General features: G+C 57.7%; 22 protein-coding genes and 1 pseudogene. 17 read left to right on the top strand and 6 right to left on the bottom strand.

The features are described from left to right. Positions 1 to 99: 99 nt before the first annotated feature. A complete protein-coding gene (locus CWM57_RS13885; RefSeq protein WP_100631243.1) occupies positions 100 to 1,287 on the bottom strand; it encodes a hypothetical protein in 1,188 nt (395 codons plus the stop codon). A 74-nt stretch (positions 1,288 to 1,361) separates the two neighbouring features. Further along, positions 1,362 to 1,892, bottom strand: coding sequence for an inorganic diphosphatase (gene ppa, locus CWM57_RS13880; RefSeq protein ID WP_061155991.1), 531 nt, complete (start codon positions 1,890 to 1,892; stop codon positions 1,362 to 1,364). A 403-nt stretch (positions 1,893 to 2,295) separates the two neighbouring features. Between ppa and ytfQ the strand changes: the two genes are divergently transcribed. From ytfQ to yjfF, 4 genes are all read left to right on the top strand, one after another. Next, the gene (ytfQ, locus tag CWM57_RS13875; protein ID WP_008807147.1) at positions 2,296 to 3,252 is read left to right on the top strand and encodes a galactofuranose ABC transporter, galactofuranose-binding protein YtfQ; all 957 of its coding nucleotides are present in this window, start codon (positions 2,296 to 2,298) and stop codon (positions 3,250 to 3,252) included. 123 nt (positions 3,253 to 3,375) lie between these two features. Further along, positions 3,376 to 4,878, top strand: a complete 1,503-nt coding sequence (gene ytfR / locus CWM57_RS13870) for a galactofuranose ABC transporter, ATP-binding protein YtfR (protein WP_008807146.1) — start codon at positions 3,376 to 3,378, stop codon at positions 4,876 to 4,878. A 10-nt stretch (positions 4,879 to 4,888) separates the two neighbouring features. Beyond that, entirely contained in the window at positions 4,889 to 5,914 is a 1,026-nt protein-coding gene (gene ytfT / locus CWM57_RS13865) for a galactofuranose ABC transporter, ATP-binding protein YtfT (protein ID WP_023323521.1), read from the top strand. Continuing rightward, positions 5,901 to 6,899, top strand: a complete 999-nt coding sequence (yjfF, locus tag CWM57_RS13860; RefSeq protein ID WP_002886825.1) for a galactofuranose ABC transporter, permease protein YjfF — start codon at positions 5,901 to 5,903, stop codon at positions 6,897 to 6,899. The genes ytfT and yjfF overlap by 14 nt, the downstream gene beginning before the upstream one ends. 42 nt (positions 6,900 to 6,941) lie before the next feature. Here yjfF and fbp read toward each other — a convergent pair whose 3' ends face one another. Beyond that, on the bottom strand, positions 6,942 to 7,940 hold the full coding sequence (gene fbp / locus CWM57_RS13855) for a class 1 fructose-bisphosphatase (RefSeq protein WP_061155990.1): 999 nt from the start codon (positions 7,938 to 7,940) through the stop codon (positions 6,942 to 6,944). 175 nt (positions 7,941 to 8,115) lie between these two features. Between fbp and mpl the strand changes: the two genes are divergently transcribed. Together mpl and CWM57_RS13845 are read left to right on the top strand one after the other, a co-directional pair. Further along, entirely contained in the window at positions 8,116 to 9,489 is a 1,374-nt protein-coding gene (mpl, locus tag CWM57_RS13850) for a UDP-N-acetylmuramate:L-alanyl-gamma-D-glutamyl-meso-diaminopimelate ligase (protein WP_061155989.1), read from the top strand. Between the two features lie 68 nt (positions 9,490 to 9,557). Further along, positions 9,558 to 10,085: a GNAT family N-acetyltransferase gene (locus tag CWM57_RS13845; protein ID WP_074387256.1), complete on the top strand. Its 528-nt coding sequence runs from the start codon at positions 9,558 to 9,560 to the stop codon at positions 10,083 to 10,085. Positions 10,086 to 10,132: 47 nt separating this feature from the next. On the opposite strand, the gene CWM57_RS13840 is transcribed toward CWM57_RS13845, so the two are convergent. Further along, the gene (locus CWM57_RS13840) at positions 10,133 to 11,341 is read right to left on the bottom strand and encodes an aldose 1-epimerase family protein (protein WP_023323523.1); all 1,209 of its coding nucleotides are present in this window, start codon (positions 11,339 to 11,341) and stop codon (positions 10,133 to 10,135) included. Between the two features lie 183 nt (positions 11,342 to 11,524). On the opposite strand from CWM57_RS13840, the pseudogene CWM57_RS27710 reads away from it, so the two are divergent. Continuing rightward, a pseudogene (locus tag CWM57_RS27710) lies at positions 11,525 to 11,639 on the top strand (hypothetical protein). Between the two features lie 588 nt (positions 11,640 to 12,227). Here the strand turns inward: CWM57_RS27710 and yjgA are convergent. Beyond that, positions 12,228 to 12,779 carry a ribosome biogenesis factor YjgA gene (gene yjgA / locus CWM57_RS13835; RefSeq protein ID WP_074387255.1) on the bottom strand — a complete coding sequence of 184 codons (552 nt, stop codon included), beginning with the start codon at positions 12,777 to 12,779 and terminating at the stop codon, positions 12,228 to 12,230. Between the two features lie 96 nt (positions 12,780 to 12,875). On the opposite strand from yjgA, the gene pmbA reads away from it, so the two are divergent. Continuing rightward, complete coding sequence (pmbA, locus tag CWM57_RS13830; protein WP_061155986.1) at positions 12,876 to 14,228, top strand: metalloprotease PmbA; 1,353 nt, start codon at positions 12,876 to 12,878, stop codon at positions 14,226 to 14,228. A gap of 36 nt (positions 14,229 to 14,264) precedes the next feature. Then, positions 14,265 to 14,651, top strand: a complete 387-nt coding sequence (gene cybC, locus CWM57_RS13825) for a cytochrome b562 (RefSeq protein WP_100676142.1) — start codon at positions 14,265 to 14,267, stop codon at positions 14,649 to 14,651. Positions 14,652 to 14,705: 54 nt separating this feature from the next. Here cybC and CWM57_RS27705 read toward each other — a convergent pair whose 3' ends face one another. Further along, positions 14,706 to 14,837 (bottom strand): hypothetical protein, encoded by a 132-nt coding sequence (locus CWM57_RS27705; protein ID WP_165784204.1) that lies wholly within the window; start codon positions 14,835 to 14,837, stop codon positions 14,706 to 14,708. 103 nt (positions 14,838 to 14,940) lie between these two features. On the opposite strand from CWM57_RS27705, the gene CWM57_RS13820 reads away from it, so the two are divergent. The 8 genes from CWM57_RS13820 (at position 14,941) to dagF (ending at position 20,480) form a co-directional block, all read left to right on the top strand. After that, complete coding sequence (locus tag CWM57_RS13820) at positions 14,941 to 15,279, top strand: PRD domain-containing protein (RefSeq protein WP_004206500.1); 339 nt, start codon at positions 14,941 to 14,943, stop codon at positions 15,277 to 15,279. A gap of 10 nt (positions 15,280 to 15,289) precedes the next feature. Next, positions 15,290 to 15,652 (top strand): SFCGS family glycine-rich protein, encoded by a 363-nt coding sequence (locus CWM57_RS13815; protein WP_004206501.1) that lies wholly within the window; start codon positions 15,290 to 15,292, stop codon positions 15,650 to 15,652. 2 nt (positions 15,653 to 15,654) lie between these two features. Then, positions 15,655 to 15,954 carry a DUF4312 family protein gene (locus tag CWM57_RS13810; protein ID WP_061155984.1) on the top strand — a complete coding sequence of 100 codons (300 nt, stop codon included), beginning with the start codon at positions 15,655 to 15,657 and terminating at the stop codon, positions 15,952 to 15,954. Between the two features lie 21 nt (positions 15,955 to 15,975). Beyond that, positions 15,976 to 16,752, top strand: coding sequence for a DUF4311 domain-containing protein (locus CWM57_RS13805; RefSeq protein ID WP_061155983.1), 777 nt, complete (start codon positions 15,976 to 15,978; stop codon positions 16,750 to 16,752). A 13-nt stretch (positions 16,753 to 16,765) separates the two neighbouring features. Beyond that, entirely contained in the window at positions 16,766 to 17,410 is a 645-nt protein-coding gene (locus CWM57_RS13800) for a DUF4310 family protein (RefSeq protein ID WP_061155982.1), read from the top strand. Positions 17,411 to 17,507: 97 nt separating this feature from the next. Further along, on the top strand, positions 17,508 to 18,641 hold the full coding sequence (locus CWM57_RS13795) for an amidohydrolase/deacetylase family metallohydrolase (RefSeq protein WP_100676143.1): 1,134 nt from the start codon (positions 17,508 to 17,510) through the stop codon (positions 18,639 to 18,641). Then, the gene (locus CWM57_RS13790; protein ID WP_100631247.1) at positions 18,625 to 19,743 is read left to right on the top strand and encodes a DgaE family pyridoxal phosphate-dependent ammonia lyase; all 1,119 of its coding nucleotides are present in this window, start codon (positions 18,625 to 18,627) and stop codon (positions 19,741 to 19,743) included. Before CWM57_RS13795 ends, CWM57_RS13790 begins: the two co-directional genes overlap by 17 nt. Further along, positions 19,740 to 20,480 carry a 2-dehydro-3-deoxy-phosphogluconate aldolase gene (gene dagF, locus CWM57_RS13785; protein WP_100676144.1) on the top strand — a complete coding sequence of 247 codons (741 nt, stop codon included), beginning with the start codon at positions 19,740 to 19,742 and terminating at the stop codon, positions 20,478 to 20,480. Before CWM57_RS13790 ends, dagF begins: the two co-directional genes overlap by 4 nt. Positions 20,481 to 20,533: the final 53 nt, after the last annotated feature.

Genomic DNA, 20,533 nt, shown 5'->3' with positions numbered 1-20,533 from the left:
GCACCTACCAGAGTGGCAGACGATCCTTTGCCAGCCACATCGCGGAAGCCAGCGTCGTCAGCGCGAGAAATAATAATCGTCGTGTTGGGGTGCTGAACATTACATGACCTCCTCAAGCGTGGTATGGGGGGCGATATGCCGGAGGTAACGCCGCATCGCCGAGCGCATCTTCAGCCAGTCAGCCACCCGGTGTGACAATAACCAGGCCGTTGGGCCAATCAGCTCCAGTACCGCCAGTATCCCGCCAAAGCAGAGTAACAATAGGGACAGCATGTCCAGTGAATCCTGAACCTGCCACCAGACGCTCCGGCCTGACTGACGGGCACTGATGAGTTCAACAGCGAGAAATAGCAGATACATCACCAGCGTGAGGCCGTAAAACAGGTAATAGAGCAGCGCCAGTTGTCGGCGGCCTGGATAGAGTGGATGGTTTTTTATATAAGCCGCGCCGTCGCTGGCATTGTATAGCGCGTGGATCGCACGGCTGTCGCGCTCGTACACGGCGACGAGGCGATCGCCACTGGCGATAAACGGTGGCTGACGTCGATAGAGAACGGGATGCAGCGCGAAATTGGCGCAGCCTGCCTGCCACCAGAAAGCCAGCGGTACGGAGCCGCATTGTATCCCGAGGCCGTGATATTCCCGGGTTGGGTTGCCCGCATACCACTTCTTAAAGTGGGTATCGGTGATAATTTCTGTCTTAACGGCATAGCGTTTCGGCAGGGCTTGCGTAACAGGCATCGCCGACTGGCGGACGGCCCGCGCCGTTGCAGGTAGCCGCTGGCAAAACGAAAAGTCGCGGCGGCGGGCCATTGCCATCTTCGCCAGCAGATCGCGCATGGCGGGGTGCCGTTTTAGCGCCGGGTGGAACAGTCGCTCGCAGAGTCCTGTTAACAGCGCGATGAAGGCCAGTATCGCGATAATGCCGCAGCCGAATCTTCCCCATTCTGAGGTGCTCATCAAGAGCGGGATAAGGGAGACGATGAGCGTCAGCAAGCTGATAAGCAGTAACGGACGGGCCCAGCGCTTTACGCGTTGACTGGGCTCAAGGAGCGTTTCGCCATCGCTGAGCCAGTGGATCCAGTAACTGCCGTTGTCCAGGCGGCGGGCGCCAAGATGCAGAGGCTGATTGATCTTCAGGCGGTCAAAAAGCGCGGGGTCTTTAAAATAGCGTTTATCGGTATAAAAGACATGTTCGCCAGCGATAAAGCGCAGATACCCCTGTTTTTCACAGGCGGCGGTGGTGAAACCGGTATAGTTCAGAGTGAAATAGCGAACGCTTTTCACGGGACACCCTCCATGGTGTTATCGCGGCTATCCGTGCCGCAATCAGGCAGGGCATGACCCTGCCTGAGACAGAATTACTTCTGCTTAGCGCGCTCGAAAGAGGCAACGATTTCAGCTTTCGCTGCTTCCGCGTTGTCCCAACCGTCGACTTTAACCCACTTGCCTTTTTCCAGATCTTTGTAGTGCTCAAAGAAGTGAGTGATCTGGGCTTTCAGCAGTTCCGGCAGGTCGTTCACATCGTTGATGTGATCGTATTCTTTGCTCAGCTTGGTGTGCGGTACGGCAACCAGTTTCGCATCTTCACCGGATTCGTCGGTCATCTTCAGAACGCCAACCGGACGGCAGCGGATAACTGAACCTGGTTCCAGCGGGTACGGCGTCGGGACCAGCACGTCAACCGGGTCGCCGTCCAGGGACAGGGTGTGGTTGATGTAACCGTAGTTGCACGGATAGAACATCGCCGTGGACATGAAACGGTCAACGAACAGTGCACCGCTCTCTTTGTCGACTTCGTATTTGATGGGGTCTGCGTTCGCCGGGATTTCGATCACGACGTAGATGTCTTCCGGCAGATCTTTGCCCGCAGGTACGTTGAGTAAGCTCATGTCTGTTTCCTTTAAAATGTATGGCAAACAAGTGCTCGGTATTATAGCCAACTCACATCGAAAGTCTTCGCTTCTTTTTCCCCATATCGCCGCGGAGTGCTCTGAATTTTGCGCGCAAAAATGACATGAAAATCCATAAACATAGCTACATCATGAATAAATTTATGTAAACGTTTTCATTGCATGTGATTGATTTATCAAACCGCTTAAAAAAACGTCATAAACCGCAACAGCCGCGCTCCTCGCGAAGCCTTATCGGCTCTCCGCTGGGCAAAGAGGCGAGCATTAACATTTCATTTACTTTTTTGAAGTGTGATGTAACGCATTCAGTTACATCACCGATTGTCTATAGTTTGTTCGCAGGTGAGACTTTAACCAACAATAACCCTACGAGGATACCCTTATGTGGAAGCGCTTACTTCTTGTCACAGCAGTTTCCGCAGCTATGTCGTCTATGGCGATAGCTGCCCCGCTAACCGTAGGTTTTTCGCAGGTCGGTTCTGAATCCGGCTGGCGTGCGGCGGAAACCAGCGTCGCGAAAGAGGAGGCCGCCAAGCGCGGTATCACCCTGAAGATCGCAGATGGTCAGCAAAAACAGGAAAACCAGATCAAAGCCGTGCGCTCCTTTATCGCTCAGGGGGTAGACGCGATCTTCATTGCACCGGTGGTGGCCACCGGCTGGGAACCGGTGCTGAAAGAGGCGAAAGAGGCCAAGATCCCGGTCTTCCTTCTCGACCGTTCCATTGATGTTAAAGATAAAGATCTCTACATGACCACCGTGACCGCCAACAACGTGCTGGAAGGCCAGCTGATTGGCGACTGGCTGGTGAAAACCGTCGACGGTAAGCCGTGTAACGTCGTTGAACTGCAGGGCACCGTTGGGGCCAGCGTGGCTATCGATCGTAAGAAAGGGTTCGCCGACGCGATTGCCAAAGCGTCGAATATCAAAATTATCCGCTCTCAGTCCGGCGACTTCACCCGCAGCAAAGGGAAAGAGGTTATGGAGAGCTTTATCAAAGCTGAGAATAACGGCAAAAACATCTGCATGGTCTTCGCCCATAACGATGACATGGTGATCGGCGCCATCCAGGCCATTAAAGAGGCTGGCCTGAAGCCGGGCAAAGATATCCTCACGGGCTCCATCGACGGCGTGCCGGATATCTATAAAGCCATGATCGCTGGTGAAGCCAACGCCAGCGTCGAACTGACGCCAAACATGGCCGGCCCGGCGTTTGATGCGCTGGAGAAATACAAAAAAGACGGCACCCTGCCTGAGAAGCTGACCATTACCAAATCGACGCTGTATCTGCCGGATACGGCGAAAGAAGAGTTAGAGAAGAAGAAAAATATGGGCTACTGAGTGGGGAGCCCCTCATTCCATCCCTCTCCCCAGTGGGAGAGGGTGAAAAGCAGCGTTCCAGTAACCCCGGGAAGTCCAGTGCGACCCGGGGTAACCTGACATCATTTGAAGGTGACATCGATTATGAGCGCCGAGGCACACCAGGAGATCCTTCGCACCGAAGGACTCAGTAAATTCTTCCCCGGCGTTAAGGCGCTGGATAACGTCAACTTTAGCCTGCGGCGCGGCGAAATCATGGCCCTGTTGGGCGAAAACGGCGCCGGAAAATCGACGCTGATCAAAGCGCTTACCGGTGTTTACCATGCCGATCGCGGCACCATCTGGCTGGAAGGTCAGGCTATTTCGCCCAAAAATACCGCCCATGCCCAGCAGTTGGGGATTGGCACCGTCTACCAGGAAGTGAACCTGCTGCCCAATATGTCGGTGGCGGATAACCTGTTCATCGGCCGTGAGCCACGGCGGTTTGGCCTGCTGCGACGCAAAGAGATGGAGGCCCGGGCGACGGCGCTGATGGCCTCCTACGGCTTTTCCCTCGACGTGCGCGAACCGCTGAACCGCTTTTCGGTGGCGATGCAGCAGATCGTCGCTATCTGTCGGGCCATCGACCTGTCGGCCAAAGTGCTGATCCTCGACGAGCCCACCGCCAGCCTCGATACCCAGGAGGTGGAGATGCTGTTCACTCTGATGCGCCAGCTCAGGGATAACGGCGTCAGCCTGATCTTCGTCACCCATTTTCTCGACCAGGTCTATGCGGTCAGCGATCGCATCACCGTGCTGCGTAACGGCAGTTTCGTCGGCTGCCGCGAGACCCGAGAACTGCCGCAGATTGAGCTGGTGAAAATGATGCTGGGTCGTGAACTGGACCACAATGCCCTGCAGCGGGCGGGTCGTACCCTGCTGAGCGATAAGCCGGTGGCGGCGTTTGAAGGCTACGGTAAAAAAGGCACCATCGCGCCGTTCGACCTGCAGGTCCGTCCGGGCGAAATTGTGGGTCTCGCCGGCCTGCTGGGTTCCGGACGCACGGAAACCGCCGAGGTGATCTTCGGCATTAAAACGGCGGACAGCGGGAAGGCGTGGATCAAAGGCAAACCGCAGACCCTGCGCTCTCCGCATCAGGCTTCCTGCCTCGGGATCGGCTTCTGTCCTGAAGATCGCAAAACCGACGGCATTATCGCCGCCGCTTCGGTGCGGGAAAATATCGTCCTCGCCCTGCAGGCGCAGCGCGGCTGGCTGCGGCCGATCCCCCGGCGTGAGCAGAACGAGATCGCCGAGCGCTTTATTCGCCAACTGGGGATCCGTACCCCGAGCGCGGAGCAGCCGATCGAGTTTCTCTCTGGCGGCAACCAGCAGAAGGTGCTGCTCTCCCGCTGGTTACTGACCAAACCGCAGTTCCTGATCCTCGATGAGCCGACCCGCGGCATCGACGTCGGCGCCCATGCGGAAATTATTCGCCTGATTGAAACCCTCTGCGCCGATGGTCTGGCGCTGCTGGTCATCTCCTCTGAACTGGAGGAGCTGGTGGGTTACGCCGATCGGGTCATTATCATGCGGGATCGCCGACAGGTAGCGGAGATCCCGCTCGCCGAGCTCTCTGTACCGGCGATCATGAACGCTATTGCGGCATAAGGAGTAACTCATGATGCCTCGATCTCTTTCGCAAACCGGCCCTGAGAAGCGACGCTTCAGCTGGCCGAAGGGCACCCCGCAGATCATTGCCTTGCTGCTGGTTCTGTTGGTCGACAGCCTGGTCGCGCCCCATTTTTATCAGGTGGTGCTCCAGGATGGCCGCCTGTTTGGCAGCCCGATCGATATTCTTAACCGCGCCGCGCCGGTGGCGCTGCTGGCCATCGGCATGACGCTGGTGATCGCCACCGGCGGTATCGATCTGTCGGTGGGGGCGGTGATGGCGATTGCCGGCGCGACGGCCGCCTCAATGACCGTCGCCGGGCACAGCCTGCCGGTGGTGGTGCTGGCCTCGCTGGGGGCCGGTGCGCTGGCCGGGCTGTGGAACGGTATCCTCGTGGCGATCCTTAAGATCCAACCTTTTGTGGCGACGCTGATCCTGATGGTGGCCGGACGCGGGGTGGCGCAGTTAATCACCTCGGGGCAGATCGTCACCTTTGATTCCCCGGCCCTGGCATGGCTCGGCAGCGGATCGTTTCTGCTGTTTCCGACGCCGGTGATCATCGCCGCCGCCACGCTGCTGCTGTTCTGGCTGTTTACCCGTAAAACGGCGCTGGGTATGTTTATCGAAGCGGTGGGGATCAACATTCGCGCGGCGAAAAACGCCGGCGTGAATACTCGTATTGTGGTGATGCTGGCCTATGTCCTGAGCGGCGTCTGCGCAGCGATTGCCGGGATTATCGTGGCGGCGGATATTCGCGGCGCGGATGCGAATAACGCCGGGTTGTGGCTCGAACTGGACGCCATTCTGGCGGTGGTCATCGGCGGCGCCTCGCTGATGGGCGGGCGCTTCAACCTGCTGCTGTCGGTGGTGGGGGCGCTGATTATCCAGGGAATGAATACCGGCATTTTGCTTTCTGGCTTTCCGCCGGAGCTCAACCAGGTGGTGAAAGCGGTGGTGGTGCTGTGCGTACTGATTGTCCAGTCGCCGCGCTTTATCGGTTTACTGAAAGGGGTACGCGGCCATGATAAAACGTAATTTACCGTTGATGATCACCCTTGCGGTGTTTGTGCTGGGCTACCTCTACTGCCTGACGCAATTCCCCGGCTTTGCCTCAACGCGGGTGATCTGCAATATCCTGACGGATAATGCCTTCCTTGGGATCATCGCCGTCGGCATGACATTTGTGATCCTCTCCGGCGGGATCGATCTGTCGGTGGGGTCGGTGATCGCCTTTACCGGCGTCTTCCTCGCCAAAGCGATTGGCTTTTGGGGAATATCACCGCTGGTGGCGTTTCCACTGGTGCTGGTGATGGGCTGTGCCTTCGGTGCGTTTATGGGGCTGCTTATCGACGCGCTAAAGATCCCGGCTTTTATCATCACGCTCGCCGGCATGTTCTTTCTGCGCGGCGTCAGCTATCTGGTGTCGGAGGAGTCGATTCCGATTAACCATCCGGTCTACGACACCTTGTCTGGGCTGGCATGGACCATCCCCGGCGGCGGTCGTCTCAGCGCCATGGGGCTACTGATGCTGCTGGTGGTGGTGGCCGGTATTTTTGTGGCCCATCGCACTCGCTTTGGCAACCAGGTGTATGCCATCGGCGGCAACGCCACGTCGGCGAATTTAATGGGGATTTCGACTCGCAGCGCCACGATCCGTATCTATATGCTTTCCACCGGGCTGGCGACGCTGGCCGGGATCGTCTTTTCCATTTATACCCAGGCAGGCTATGCGCTGGCGGGCGTCGGCGTGGAGCTGGACGCCATTGCCTCGGTGGTGATCGGCGGCACACTGCTCAGCGGCGGTGTTGGCACCGTGCTGGGAACGCTGTTCGGGGTGGCGATTCAGGGGTTAATTCAGACCTACATCAACTTCGACGGCACCCTCAGCTCATGGTGGACGAAAATCGCTATCGGTATTTTGCTGTTTATCTTTATCGCGCTGCAGCGTGGGCTGACCGTGCTGTGGGAAAATCGGCAGAATGCGGCGGTGACGCGGGTGAGCGGAGCGGGGAGTCGCTAACAGGGAACTCCCTTCCCGCAAGGCGGGAAGGGAGGGCAGGGATCAGGCGTCCGGGAACTCTTTAATGAAGTTCTCGACGTCTTCTACCATGTGGTTGTTACCGACGAAGAACGAGCGGCGCTGGTGCAGGCTTTCCGGGATAATATCCAGAATACGCTCTTTACCGTCGCTGGCCTTACCGCCAGCCTGTTCGGCGAGGAAGGCCATCGGGTTGCATTCATACAGCAGGCGCAGCTTGCCGTCCGGGTGGCTGGCGGTGCTCGGATACAGGTAGATGCCGCCCTTCAGCAGGTTACGGTGGAAGTCCGCCACCAGCGAGCCGATATAGCGTGAGGTATAAGGACGCTGAGTCTCTTTGTCCTCTTCCTGGCAGTACTTAATGTACTTCTTCACGCCCTGCGGGAATTTGATGTAGTTGCCTTCGTTGATGGAGTAGGTATTGCCCTTCTCCGGGAAGCGCATGCGTTCCTGACACAGACAGAAGACGCCGAGGGACGGGTCGTAGGTGAAGGCGTGGACGCCGCAGCCGGTGGTATATACCAGCATCGTCGAAGAGCCGTAGACCACATAGCCCGCGGCCACCTGCCTGTTACCCGGCTGCAGGAAGTCTTCTTCTGTCACCGGCGTGCCGACAGGCGTGACGCGGCGGTAGATAGAGAAGATCGTTCCGACAGAGACGTTAACGTCGATGTTAGAGGAGCCATCCAGAGGGTCCATCAGCACCACGTATTTGGCGTGTTCACACCCTTCGAAGACAACAATTTCATCTTCTTCTTCGGAGGCGATCCCGGCAACAATATCGCGTGCTCGCAGTGCGGCTTTTAATTTTTCATTAGCGAACAGATCGAGTTTTTGCTGAACCTCGCCCTGAACGTTTTCAGCACCGCTGGCACCCAGGATATCGACCAGACCGGCCTTGTTGATATCGCGGTGGATGATCTTGGCGCCCAACTTTATTGCTGACAACAAAGCAGTCAGCTCACCGGTGGCGTGGGAGAACTCGTGCTGCTTTTCAACAATAAACTCACCTAACGTTTTCATAACTCGTTCCCTGCATTTTTATGTTGAGTAAAACGAACGCAACAATCTTAACAAAGAATCAAAAAAGTGCGCACTGGTGAATCGCGCCAGCAAAATACAGATTCGCCTGAAATGCATTTCGCCAGGGCCCGGGATATGGGTAAAATGTGCCCCGGATAAGAGAAGGAAATGACGAATGCGCATTCATATTTTAGGAATCTGTGGCACGTTTATGGGGGGCCTGGCCATGCTGGCGCGCTCCCTCGGTCATGAGGTAACAGGGTCGGATGCTAACGTCTATCCGCCGATGAGCACCCTGCTGGAAAACCAGGGGATTGATTTAATTCAGGGTTATGACCCCAGCCAGCTGGATCCCCGGCCAGATCTGGTGATCATCGGTAACGCCATGACTCGCGGCAACCCGTGCGTTGAAGCGGTGCTGGAAAACAATATTCCGTATATGTCCGGCCCGCAGTGGCTGCACGACTTCGTGCTGCGCGATCGCTGGGTGCTGGCCGTCGCCGGGACCCACGGCAAAACCACCACTGCCGGGATGGCAACCTGGATCCTCGAAGCCTGCGGCTATAAACCGGGCTTCGTGATCGGTGGCGTACCGGGTAATTTCGAGGTCTCTGCGCGTCTGGGCGACAGCCCGTTCTTCGTCATTGAAGCGGATGAATACGACTGTGCCTTCTTCGACAAGCGCTCCAAGTTTGTTCACTACTGCCCGCGGACGCTGATCCTCAACAACCTTGAGTTCGATCACGCGGACATCTTTGACGACCTGAAGGCGATTCAGAAACAGTTCCACCATCTGGTGCGCATCGTGCCGGGCAAAGGCAAAATTATCCTGCCGGAGAACGACATCAACCTGAAGCAGGTGATGGCGATGGGCTGCTGGAGCGAGCAGGAGCTGGTGGGCGAGCAGGGCCACTGGCAGGCGAAGAAACTGAACGCCGACGCCTCTCAGTGGGAAGTGCTGCTCGACGGCGAAAAAGTCGGCGAGGTGAAGTGGGCGCTGGTCGGCGAGCATAATATGCATAACGGCCTGATGGCGATTGCCGCGGCGCGTCACGTCGGCGTGCTGCCGGCGGATGCCGCGAACGCGCTGGGCAGCTTTATCAACGCCCGCCGTCGCCTGGAGCTGCGCGGTGAAGCCAACGGCGTCACCGTGTATGACGATTTCGCCCATCATCCGACGGCGATCCTCGCCACGCTGCAGGCGCTGCGCGGCAAAGTGGGCGGCACCGCGCGTATTCTCGCCGTGCTGGAGCCGCGCTCTAACACCATGAAAATGGGCGTTTGCAAGGACGATCTGGCGCCGTCGCTTGGTCGCGCTGATGAAGTGTTTCTCCTGCAGCCGCAGCATATTCCGTGGCAGGTGGCTGAAGTGGCGGAAGCCTGCGTCCAGCCAGCCCACTGGAGCGCCGACGTCGATACCCTGGCGGACATGGTGGTCAAAACCGCCCACCCGGGCGACCATATCCTGGTGATGAGCAACGGCGGCTTCGGCGGCATTCATCAAAAGCTGCTGGATAAGCTGGCGCAAAAAGCGGCCGCGGCAGAATAAGCGCGAACGCCTCCGATCACTGCCCTCCGCGCGAGGGCAGTTTTGTTTTCGCCACCAGGGATTGTGCCATGCTGATCTGCGAAAGATTACGTTCTACCGACTCGCCCCATTTCGCCACGCTGGACGCGCTCTACGCGCGCGCCTTTCCGTGGCACGAGCAGCGCGAAAGCGACGCCAAACTTCAGGCGCTGAGCCACCCGCGCTACGCGCTGGAAGCGTGGTTCGATGAAGGCGTCTTTGTTGGCCTCAGCGGCTGCTGGCAGTTTGCCGGCTACGGTTATATCGAACATCTGGCGATCGACGATACGCTGCGCTCCCGCGGCTATGGTAAACAGCTGCTGGCGCAGATCCTGACGCGCGCGCCGCTGACCATTCTGGAAATCGATCCGCTGACCACTGCAATCGCTCATAAACGGCTGCGCTTTTATCAGTCGATGGGGTTTCATGCCAATGCGTGGGCGCATCATCACCCGAGCTATCATCAGGGCATCGCGGATCATGAGTTGCTGGTGCTGAGCTACCCGCAGCCGATCGATGAGCGACAGTACCAGCAGTTTGCCCGGGATCTCGGGCGCGAGGTGATGGGGCGGGAGTAGTCCGGAACGGGGCGTCGCCCCGCTCCGGGAATTCACTGGTTACAACCTTACTCTTTGGCGATCGGCGTCTCGTTCTCCGCGACTTTATTGTCGCCCTGAATCTGCGCGATTTTCTGCTCAACGGCGGCCACCTGAGCGCTGTCGTGCAGCAGGGTGTAGGTCAGATCAAACTGCGCGCTGGCGCCCGGCTGCAGCTGCTTCACGCGTTTTTGTTCGCGTTCAATGGTGACCGGATAGGCGTAGCTGGTGCCCGGTTCGATACCGGTGACGTAGCCCTGTTTGATGGTGTCGGTGTTTTTCCATAGCGTCAGGACCGGCAGCTGACGGGTATCAAACTGAATGGAGGCCCCTTTATCGCCCGCTTTGTTGACCACCGCGGCCAGGGTCTGGTGATTTTCATCGGCCAGCGGCTGAATATTAAATACCATCTCGTCAAAATCTTTGGTCGGTCCCTGATAGGTCTGCCAGGTTTTTAACCCGCTCTTCGCGTAATCATTGAACGGGCTGATGCTGGACATCGGGGCGAGGAAGCGCGCGCCTTCTTCCAGAATCGGGGTGCCGAAGTTGCTGTGGTAGATAATCTGATAATCATGCGGATAGTCAGCATGGTTGGTTAAGACATCATGCAGGCTGAAGCTGTTGCTGCCCGGCACGTAGCGCAGTTCGGTCAGGGTCTGCAGATCGGCTTTTTTGAAGGTGCTCTCTTTCACCAGGCCGCGGATGCGGATTTCATACGGCGCGCTGTCAGCCACCTCGACTTCTACCCGCGAGGCCGGAGTGTTGCCCGCCTTGCCGTGCAGGGTATAAATCTGCCCGTCCGCGGTCACCGGATGGCCGGTCCATTCATAGCCGCAGCGGACCATCATCTCGTTGAATCCTTCCAGCCAGCCGAGTCCATTGCGGCTTTCCAGGTTGATAAACGCCGGGTTGACGACCTCTTTAACCGGCGAATCCCAGCCCATCCGGCTGCCGAAACCCTCAATACGCAGTAAGTTCATGCCGCGTGTCGGGCTCAGGGTGATGGTCAGGCCGTCTTTACTGTGAATGGTGAGGATTTTGCTGCCTTCCTGCTTACCGCCGTGCAGGACTTTTTGCTCAATGCTGAACGCATGGTCTTTTACCTTCAGCTGATCGCTGCTGATCTGCCAGTTTCCTTTATCCATGCCCTCTTCAGCGTTCGTCAGCACCCATGTTTTTGCCGCGGCTGAGCCAGAAACCAGCAGGGCGATCGTCGTCAGAACCAATGTCTTTTTCATTTTTATTCCCTTTTTGCTGAATCGATTGTGTCATTGACGTGTGAATCTACCGGCATGGGGGTGATTAAAATGTGAAGCGCCTCACCTGGTGAGAAAGTGGCCGTTTTTATGATGTTAAATGAGATGGATGTCGTATTATTTTGCTAAGTAATGCGTATTTATCACCAGGATATGTGATCTACATTGTTTTTAGCTTTAACGATTCAGCTTGGCAACAAGGCAAAAAACAAACGTATCGTCGTGCGGATGAGGGAGCCAGGCTATGCGAAGGGAATCCCCCTGCTGGCGCAAGCCTTAGAACTGGGGTGAAGGTAGGCCGGATAAGGCGTTAGCCGCCATCCGGCACAATGACGGGAACGGAGTCTGGTACAGATTGCCCGGCGGCGCTGCGCTTGCGCGGGCCTACGAAACAGAGTAACCGGTTGATATATAGAGCTCCGTAGGCCAGATAAGGCGTAGCCGCCATCCGGCACAACGACGGGAACGGAGCATGGTACAGCTTGCCCGGCGGCGCTGCGCTTGCGCGGGCCTACGGTGTTGAGTAACCGTTTGATATATAGGATTCCGTAGGCCGGATAAGGTGTTAGCCGCCATCCGGCACAATGACGGGAACGGAGTCTGGTACAGGTTGCCCGGCGGCGCTGCGTTTTCGCGGACCTACAAAACAGAGTAACCGTTTGATATATAGGGTTCCGTAGGCCGGATAAGGCGTTAGCCGCCATCCGGCACAACGACGGGTACGGAGTCTGGTACAGATTGCCCGGCGGCGCTGCGTTTTCGCGGACCTACAAAACAGAGTAACCGTTTGATATATAGGGATTTGTAGCCCGGATAAGGCGCAGCGCGCCGCCATCCGGGAGACTATTGCGGGCAAAAACAGCGGGACTTAGCCTTCGTTTTCCGCCAGTTCGCGCAGATACTGGAAGATCAGGCGCGCCGATTTCGGCGGCTTGTTGCCTTCTTTCTCTTTCTTCGCATTGCGGATCAGCGAACGCAACTGCTGACGGTCAGCATCTGGCCACAGGTTCAGCACTTCAGCGACGGCGTCATCCCCATCGTCAATCAGTCGATCGCGGATCTGCTCCAGCTTGTGGAACAGCGCAACCTGCTGGTTGTGGCGGTTTTTCAGCTTGTCCAGCGCCTGACGAATCGGATCGACATCGCGGTTGCGCAGCATCTTACCGATAAGCTGCAGCTGGCGGCGGCGACCCTCTTTTTTGATACGCTGGGCGAGTTCGATGGCGTCACGCAGGTCAGTATCCAGCGGAATTTTATCCAGCGCGTTTTTCCCCAGGTCAACGAGTTCAGCGCCAAGACGCTTCAGTTCTTCCGCGTCGCGCTTAATTTCACTCTTACTGACCCAGATGATTTCATCATCTTCATCTTCAACGTCATCACCGGGCACGTCGTCGAGCCAGTCATCGGGCTGCTTTGTCATCTTCAGGCTCCTTAAAAAAAGAGGCTAATGTTACCAGTTAAGGCGCGCACTGAAAAACGGTTCTCTGTTAGACTTCAGTTAACTCCTTCTTACATTATGGCATTAGCAATGAAAGTCATCTCTCAAGTTGCACAGCAGCGTAAGACGCTGGAAGAAGCCGTTACCACGGCACTGGAACTGGCGGCAGGTAAATCTGACGGTGCGGAAGTCTCCGTCAGCAAAACGACGGGCATCGGCGTCAGCACCCGCTATGGCGAAGTGGAGAACGTAGAATTCAATAGCGACGGCGCGCTTGGCATCACCGTCTATCATCAAAACCGTAAAGGCAGCGCCTCCTCGACCGATCTGAGTCCGGACGCCATCGCCCGCACCGTACAGGCGGCGCTGGATATTGCGCGCTACACCTCCCCGGATCCGTTTGCCGGTGTGGCCGATAAAGAGCTGCTGGCCTTTGACGCCCCGGACCTGGACCTGTTCCACCCGGCGGAAGTCTCCCCGGACGAAGCCATCGAACTGGCCGCTCGCGCGGAGCAAGTGGCCCTGAAGGCAGATAAGCGCATCACTAACACCGAAGGCGGCAGCTTTAACAGCCACTACGGCATCAAAGTGTTCGGTAACAGTCACGGCATGCTGCAAAGTTACTGCTCGACTCGCCATTCGCTCTCCAGCTGCGTCATCGCGGAAGATGACGGCGATATGGAGCGCGACTACGCCTACACCATTGGCCGGGCGATAGAGGATCTGCAGTCACCGGAATGGGTTGGGGAAGAGTGCGCTCGCCGCACCCTGTCGCGTCTGGCGCCGCGTAAGCTGTCGACCATGAAGGCGCCAGTGATTTTCGCCAACGAAGTGGCTACCGGGCTGTTTGGTCACCTGGTGGGCGCGATTGCCGGTGGTTCGGTATACCGCAAATCCACCTTCCTGCTCGATTCGCTGGGCACACAAATTTTGCCTGAGTGGCTGACCATCGAAGAACATCCGCACCTGCTGAAAGGGCTGGCCTCCACGCCGTTCGACAGCGAAGGCGTGCGCACCGAGCGTCGTGACATCATCAAAGACGGGGTGCTGACCCAGTGGCTGCTGACCAACTACTCAGCGCGCAAGCTGGGGATGAAAAGCACCGGCCACGCCGGGGGCATCCACAACTGGCGCATCAATGGCCGCGGCCTGAGTTTTGCAAAGATGCTTAAAGAGATGGGCACCGGTCTTGTGGTTACCGAACTGATGGGGCAGGGTGTCAGTGGCGTCACTGGCGACTACTCACGCGGCGCATCTGGCTTCTGGGTAGAAAACGGCGAAATTCAATATCCTGTCAGTGAGATCACCATTGCAGGAAATCTGAAAGAAATGTGGCGTAATATCGTGACCATTGGCGATGATATTGAAACGCGCAGCAACATTCAGTGCGGTTCTGTGCTGCTGCCGGAGATGAAAATCGCCGGGCAATAACACCTGTTTGCTTAAATAATAAAAAGGAAGTGAGCAATGCGTAAAAAACTGTTAGCGATGCTGGCTGTCTCTGCTTTTGCGCTCGGTTCAGCGTCGGCCTTCGCCGACCTGGGCGAAGACATGGACACTCTGGCAGAAAACCTGCAAGTGGTACAGAAGACCTCCGACGCCGGCGAGCTGAAAGCGGCGCTGAATAAAATGCGTACCGCCGCGGTCGATGCCCAGAAAGAGACCCCGCCGAAGCTGGAAGGCAAAGCGGCCGACAGCGCTGAGATGAAAGATTACCGTCATGGTCTGGATATTCTGATCGGCCAGATCGACGGTGCGCTGAAGCTGGCGAACGAAGGCAAGGTGAAAGAGGCGCAGGCCGCCGCGGAGGAGTTTAAAACCACCCGCAACACCTACCATCAGAAGTATCGCTAATCGTCGTTTTCGGGAGGTATCAGCCGATGCCTCCCGCCTGAAAGCCTACCGATATCACATTTTCCCACTCTCTTTTTCCGGCCTTTCCGCTGCCGCAGGCGCCTTATCCACGCTCATTATTGTGATACGTCTCACGCCATAGCCGTCGTTTTTGCCTTTTCCCTGTGAATATGTGGGGTCGATCACGCCTGCCGTCTCCCTTTCCACTTCGAAGTGGAAAACAACTCGCTACAAACTCCTTCCCCCCGGCGCTACTTTGATTCCCAGAGACATCAGCGGGGTATCAGAAGTGAATAACGGAGCGGTAATACACGACGTAGGGGAGCAGGCAGCGCAGACCGAACGCCTGGCTGACAAGATGCTGCAGCAGGTTTTTGCCCTGTTAAGCCGTCACGGCATCGTCCCTAACGACGTTCAGGAGCAAATGCTGACTTCCCACGTGCGGGCGATGGCCCACCGGTCAATCAGCGGTGAACCGCTACCGGAAGTGGATGCCAGCCTGTTCGAAGAGATTTCACCAGATTCAATGACGCTGGCCCGCGAAGTGGTCGCGCAGTTCGGCAACTTGCCTGATGAAGAGGCCTGGCTGCTGTCCGTCCATTTCGAAGTCGCAAAAGAAAACCTGTAAGGAGCAAAACATGGAACAAATCACCGTTGTTATTGGCGACCGCCTCGGCAAAGGCCAAAAAGTCGCTGCAGGCGCTGAGAAAGCGGGCGCACGTGCTGTGGTCGTCCCTGGCGTTGCTGCCGATATGAAACTGGGCGACATGATGAAAGCGGAAAACGCCACCTTCGGCATCTCCTTCTGCGGCAGCGGCGGTGCGGGGGCCATCACCGCGCAGACCAAATACGGCTACAAGGCGAAATATGGCATGCGTTCCGTTGAAGAGGGCGTCACCGCCATCAACGAAGGCTGCAACGTGCTGGGCTTCGGCTTTATGGATAAAGAAGAGCTGGGCGAGCGCCTGGTTGAAGCCTGGAAAAAGAAATACGGCGCATAAGTATGAAAGAGCAATTCACCACCACGGTGAGGGTTGCCGGCAAAGGCGAAAGCAAATCACGGGCCTTCGCCGATGCCCTGAACCATGTGCAGGCTGCGGTGATGAAAACGTCATCGCACATTCTGCTGCGTATTGAGCCACAGGACGTGACGGTTGTTCATGCGCGCGAAGCGGTACGAAAAGAGGCCTTTCTGTTCTTCTTTTTGCGCCGTGAACGACGGACTTACAGCGTGGAGCTGGACGTCACCGTCAACGTGACCGCCATCGATCTCGATAAAGTGGCTTTCGTCACGCAAACCTGATTGTTAGCAAAGGGTCTAACTATGTTCCTGATAATTTTAATAAAATCGCTCATTATCGGCGGCCTGGTCGGCGTCGGCGTGGGCGCCGGAGCGGCACGCATGTTTCACGCCCCCACCACGCAGGGGATGGGGGCGTTTCGTACCCTGGGCGAGCTTAACTCCTGTGAAGGCGATCCGGCCTCTCACTTCTCCTTTGGCCTTGGCTTCTTCTTTAACGCCTGGGCCTCTTCCGTTGCAGCAGGCTCCTTCACCCAGGACGTCGACCACCGCATTATCCCTAACTGGGGCGCGGCGGCGCTGATGCTAAAAAATCGTAACGTTGGCGAAACCCTGCACGATCCGAAAAGAATGGCGATTGCCTGCGGCATCATCGGCATGATCGTCGTCGCCTTCCTTAACCTGACCGCCTCTTCCGTGCCGGAAGCGCTGCAGGTCACCGCGGTTAAGGTGCTGGTGCCGGCGGCAAATCTGCTGGTGAATACCGTGATGCCGGTGATCTTCTGGCTGGCGGCTATCGATGCCGGTAAGAAATCAGGCTTCTGGGCGACGATTTTCGGCGGCGCGGCGCAGCTGATTATGGGGAACGCCGTACCGGGTCTGGTACTGGGTATTCTGATCGGTAAAGGGGTAGAGGAGAGCGGCTGGAACCGGGTAACCAAAGTGATGATGATCGCCATTGTCGCGCTGTTTGTCCTCAGCGGCTTCTTCCGCGGTTTCGACATGAAGATGATTGAATCCTTCCATCTGACCGTGCCGAACTGGCTGGACATGATCCACAACTCACTCAGCGGCAAGTAACGGGAGCCTGATAATGGAACAGAATAAAGGTTTTTGGTATGCCGACTGGTCGTTCCCGATCTTTGTTGGCCTGCTCTCCTCCGGTGTCTTCGCCGGGACGCACATGTATTACCTGTACGGCATCGGTGCCTTCAACGAAGTGGCCTTCGTGGCCATGCTGAAGGCAGGGATTGATACTGGCGCGTACGGCGCGGTGGCGGCATTTGGTGCCAGCTTCCTGTTCGCCCGCATTATCGAAGGGTCGCTGGTGGGGATCCTCGATATCGGTGGCGCCATTCAAACCGGTATTGGCCTCGGCGTTCCGGCGCTGCTGCTCGGCGCGGGCTTTGTCTTCCCGGTGGCGAACTTCGCCGCGTCGCTGGTCACCGGCCTGGTCCTTGGTCTGGCAGTGGGTTACATCATCATTCTGGCGCGTAAGTTCACCATCAACCAGAGCGATTCCACCTACGGTGCCGACGTAATGATGGGGGCCGGTAACGCCTCTGGCCGCTTCCTTGGCCCCTTGATCATCCTCAGCGCGATGACCGCCTCGATTCCTATCGGGATTGGCTCGCTGGTTGGCGCGCTGCTGTTCTACATCTGGCAGAAACCGATCACCGGCGGCGCCATCCTCGGCGCGATGATCCTCGGCTCCATCTTCCCGGTGGCGATTAGCTAGCCGCCTGATGGCGCTGCGCTTATCAGGCCTACACGTCAGCGTGATTGGTAGGCCGATGACCTCGCCATCCGTACACTCTTTTCATCAGGAGATAGCTATGTTTGATTTACTCCTGCGCCGTGCGCGCCTCGTCGACGATACCCTGACTGATATCGCCATCCAGGACGGGAAAATCGCGGCGCTGGGCGAGATTAGCGCGCCCTCCCGCAAAGCCATCGATCTGTACGGCAACAGCTACGTTAGCGCCGGCTGGATTGACTCCCACGTTCACTGCTACCCGAATTCGCCGATTTATCACGATGAGCCGGATAGCGTGGGTATCGCCACCGGCGTCACCACCGTGATTGATGCCGGCAGCACCGGTGCCGACGACGTTGACGATTTCTATCAGCTGACCCGCAAAGCGGCGACGGAAGTTTATGCGCTGCTCAATATCTCCCGCGTCGGGCTGATTGCGCAGAACGAACTGGCCAATATGGCCAATATCGACGCCGAGGCGGTGAAGCAGGCGGTGCAGCGTCATCCTGATTTTATCGTCGGCCTGAAAGCGCGGATGAGTAGCAGCGTGGTGGGCGAAAACGGCATTACGCCGCTGGCGCGCGCCAAGACCATTCAGCAGCAAAACGGCGATCTTCCGCTGATGGTGCACATCGGCAATAACCCGCCGAACCTTGATGAAATCGCCGACCTGCTGAGCAGCGGCGACATCATTACCCACTGCTATAACGGCAAGCCGAACCGCATTCTGAATCCCGCCGGCGAACTGCGTAGCTCGATTACTCGCGCTCTGCAGCGCGGCGTGCACCTCGACGTTGGGCACGGCACCGCCAGCTTCAGCTTTGAAGTGGCGCGGCGGGCGATTGCGCTGGGCATTCTGCCGCACACCATCAGCTCCGACATTTACTGCCGCAACCGGATCGACGGCCCGGTGCGTTCGCTGGCGCTGGTGATGTCGAAATTCCTCGCCATCGGCATGACCCTGCCGCAGGTGATTGCCTGCGTGACCGTCAGCGCCGCCGAGGGGCTGCGCCTGTCGCGTAAAGGGCGGCTGGAAGTGGGCTTCGACGCCGATTTAACGCTATTTCGCCTGGAGCACCGGCCCACGCTGCTGGTGGATGCCGAAAAAGAGAGCCTCCAGGCTGACAACATTCTGGTGCCGCTGGCCGCGATCCGCGCGGGCAAAGGCTATCTGACCGAACAAGGGAGCGCGGAACATGCCTTCGATTTTTGAGAAATACCATTTAAAACAGGTGATTAATACTTCGGGCCGCATGACGGCGTTGGGCGTTTCCACGCCGCGCCCGGAAGTGGTGGAAGCCGCGATGGCCGGTATGAACCAGTACTTTGAAATGAAAGACCTGGTGAATAAAACCGGCGAGTACATTGCCAGGCTGCTGGACGTGGAAGGGGCGACCGTTGTTTCCTGCGCCTCCGCGGGTATTGCCCAGTCGGTGGCGGCGGTGCTGGTGAAAGACAGCGACTGGCTGCTGGAGAACCTGCACGTCACGCCGATAGAGAATAACGAAATCGTCATGCCGAAGGGCCACAACGTCAACTTCGGCGCGCCGGTCGGCACCATGGTGGCGCTGGGCGGCGGTAAGCTGGTGGAAGCGGGCTACGCCAACGAATGTTCTGCCCAACAGCTGGCGGCGGCAATCACCCCGCGCACCGCGGCGATCCTGTACATCAAATCCCACCACTGCGTACAGAAAAGCATGCTCAACGTCGCGCAGGCTGCGGAAGTGGCGCGCCAGCATGGCTTGCCGCTGATCGTCGATGCGGCGGCGGAAGAAGATCTGCAATGCTACTACCGCATGGGCGCCGACCTGGTGATCTACAGCGGCGCGAAAGCGATTGAAGGGCCGACCAGCGGGCTGGTGATCGGCAAAACCCAGTACGTCGAGTGGGTTAAGCGCCAGTCGATGGGGATTGGCCGGGCGATGAAAGTGGGTAAAGAGGGCATTCTCGGCCTGACCTGCGCCATTGAACACTACCTGACGGCGAGCAAAGAGAGCGGCGAGCAGATGGTGGCGAAGATGACGCCGTTTATCGAACAGCTCAACACGCTTAACGGCGTGACCGCCCGGGTGGTGTGGGATAGCGCGGGTCGCGATATCGCCCGCGCCGAAATCAAATTCAACGAAGCGGTGACCGGCGTGAAGACCGGCGATCTGGTTAACGCGCTGAAGCAGGGCGAATACGCCATCTACTTCCGCGGCTACAAAGCTAACGAAGGCATTATCGAAGCCGATGTCCGCAGCGTGAACGCGGAGCAGCTGGCGGTGGTCGCCCGCCGCATCGCGGAAGTGCTGAACAAGGAGAAACAAGCATGAAACTGACCCCAAACTTTTACCGTGATCGCGTGTGTCTGAACGTCCTGGCGGGCAGCAAAGACAACGCCCGCGAAATCTACGACGCGGCGGAAGGCCACGTCCTGGTCGGTGTGCTCTCCAAAAACTATCCGGATGTCGCCAGCGCGGTGGCCGATATGCGTGACTACGCGACGCTGATCGATAACGCGCTCTCCGTCGGGCTGGGCGCAGGCGATCCAAACCAGTCGGCGATGGTGAGCGAGATTTCGCGCCAGGTGCAGCCGCAGCACGTCAACCAGGTGTTCACCGGCGTGGCCACCAGCCGCGCGCAGCTCGGGCAGAACGAGACCGTGGTGAATGGTCTGGTCTCGCCCACCGGCACGCCGGGAATGGTGAAGATCTCAACTGGCCCGCTGAGCAGCGGCGCGGCGGATGGCATTGTGCCGCTGGAAACCGCCATCGCGCTGCTGAAAGACATGGGCGGCAGCTCCATCAAATACTTCCCGATGGGCGGCCTGAAGCACCGCGCCGAGTTCGAAGCCGTCGCCAAAGCTTGCGCTGAACACGATTTCTGGCTGGAGCCGACCGGCGGTATCGATCTGGACAACTACAGCGAGATCCTGAAAATCGCCCTCGATGCCGGGGTGAGCAAAATCATCCCGCATATTTACAGCTCGATTATCGATAAAGCCAGCGGCAACACCCGTCCGGCCGATGTGCGCCAGCTGCTGGAGATGACCAAACAGTTAGTGAAGTAGTGCCTCACCCTCTCCCCAAAAGGGGTGAGGGGAAACATCCCCCACTGAACCAT

Source organism: Klebsiella sp. G-Nf4, from assembly GCF_002810615.1.
In the GTDB taxonomy this organism is placed as follows: Bacteria; Pseudomonadota; Gammaproteobacteria; order Enterobacterales; family Enterobacteriaceae; genus Klebsiella; species Klebsiella variicola.
This window is presented reverse-complemented; position numbering and strand designations above follow the sequence as displayed.

Coding starts and splice junctions, on each gene's coding strand:
- dagF (WP_100676144.1), top strand. CDS start 19,740: ATGAAACTGACCCCAAACTTTTACCGTGATCGCGTGTGTCTGAACGTC.
- CWM57_RS13810 (WP_061155984.1), top strand. CDS start 15,655: ATGAAAGAGCAATTCACCACCACGGTGAGGGTTGCCGGCAAAGGCGAA.
- ppa (WP_061155991.1), bottom strand. CDS start 1,892: ATGAGCTTACTCAACGTACCTGCGGGCAAAGATCTGCCGGAAGACATC.
- mpl (WP_061155989.1), top strand. CDS start 8,116: ATGCGCATTCATATTTTAGGAATCTGTGGCACGTTTATGGGGGGCCTG.
- CWM57_RS13815 (WP_004206501.1), top strand. CDS start 15,290: ATGGAACAAATCACCGTTGTTATTGGCGACCGCCTCGGCAAAGGCCAA.
- CWM57_RS13845 (WP_074387256.1), top strand. CDS start 9,558: ATGCTGATCTGCGAAAGATTACGTTCTACCGACTCGCCCCATTTCGCC.
- ytfQ (WP_008807147.1), top strand. CDS start 2,296: ATGTGGAAGCGCTTACTTCTTGTCACAGCAGTTTCCGCAGCTATGTCG.
- ytfR (WP_008807146.1), top strand. CDS start 3,376: ATGAGCGCCGAGGCACACCAGGAGATCCTTCGCACCGAAGGACTCAGT.
- CWM57_RS13790 (WP_100631247.1), top strand. CDS start 18,625: ATGCCTTCGATTTTTGAGAAATACCATTTAAAACAGGTGATTAATACT.
- yjfF (WP_002886825.1), top strand. CDS start 5,901: ATGATAAAACGTAATTTACCGTTGATGATCACCCTTGCGGTGTTTGTG.
- yjgA (WP_074387255.1), bottom strand. CDS start 12,779: ATGACAAAGCAGCCCGATGACTGGCTCGACGACGTGCCCGGTGATGAC.
- CWM57_RS13795 (WP_100676143.1), top strand. CDS start 17,508: ATGTTTGATTTACTCCTGCGCCGTGCGCGCCTCGTCGACGATACCCTG.
- ytfT (WP_023323521.1), top strand. CDS start 4,889: ATGATGCCTCGATCTCTTTCGCAAACCGGCCCTGAGAAGCGACGCTTC.
- fbp (WP_061155990.1), bottom strand. CDS start 7,940: ATGAAAACGTTAGGTGAGTTTATTGTTGAAAAGCAGCACGAGTTCTCC.
- cybC (WP_100676142.1), top strand. CDS start 14,265: ATGCGTAAAAAACTGTTAGCGATGCTGGCTGTCTCTGCTTTTGCGCTC.
- pmbA (WP_061155986.1), top strand. CDS start 12,876: ATGGCATTAGCAATGAAAGTCATCTCTCAAGTTGCACAGCAGCGTAAG.
- CWM57_RS13805 (WP_061155983.1), top strand. CDS start 15,976: ATGTTCCTGATAATTTTAATAAAATCGCTCATTATCGGCGGCCTGGTC.
- CWM57_RS13840 (WP_023323523.1), bottom strand. CDS start 11,341: ATGAAAAAGACATTGGTTCTGACGACGATCGCCCTGCTGGTTTCTGGC.
- CWM57_RS13800 (WP_061155982.1), top strand. CDS start 16,766: ATGGAACAGAATAAAGGTTTTTGGTATGCCGACTGGTCGTTCCCGATC.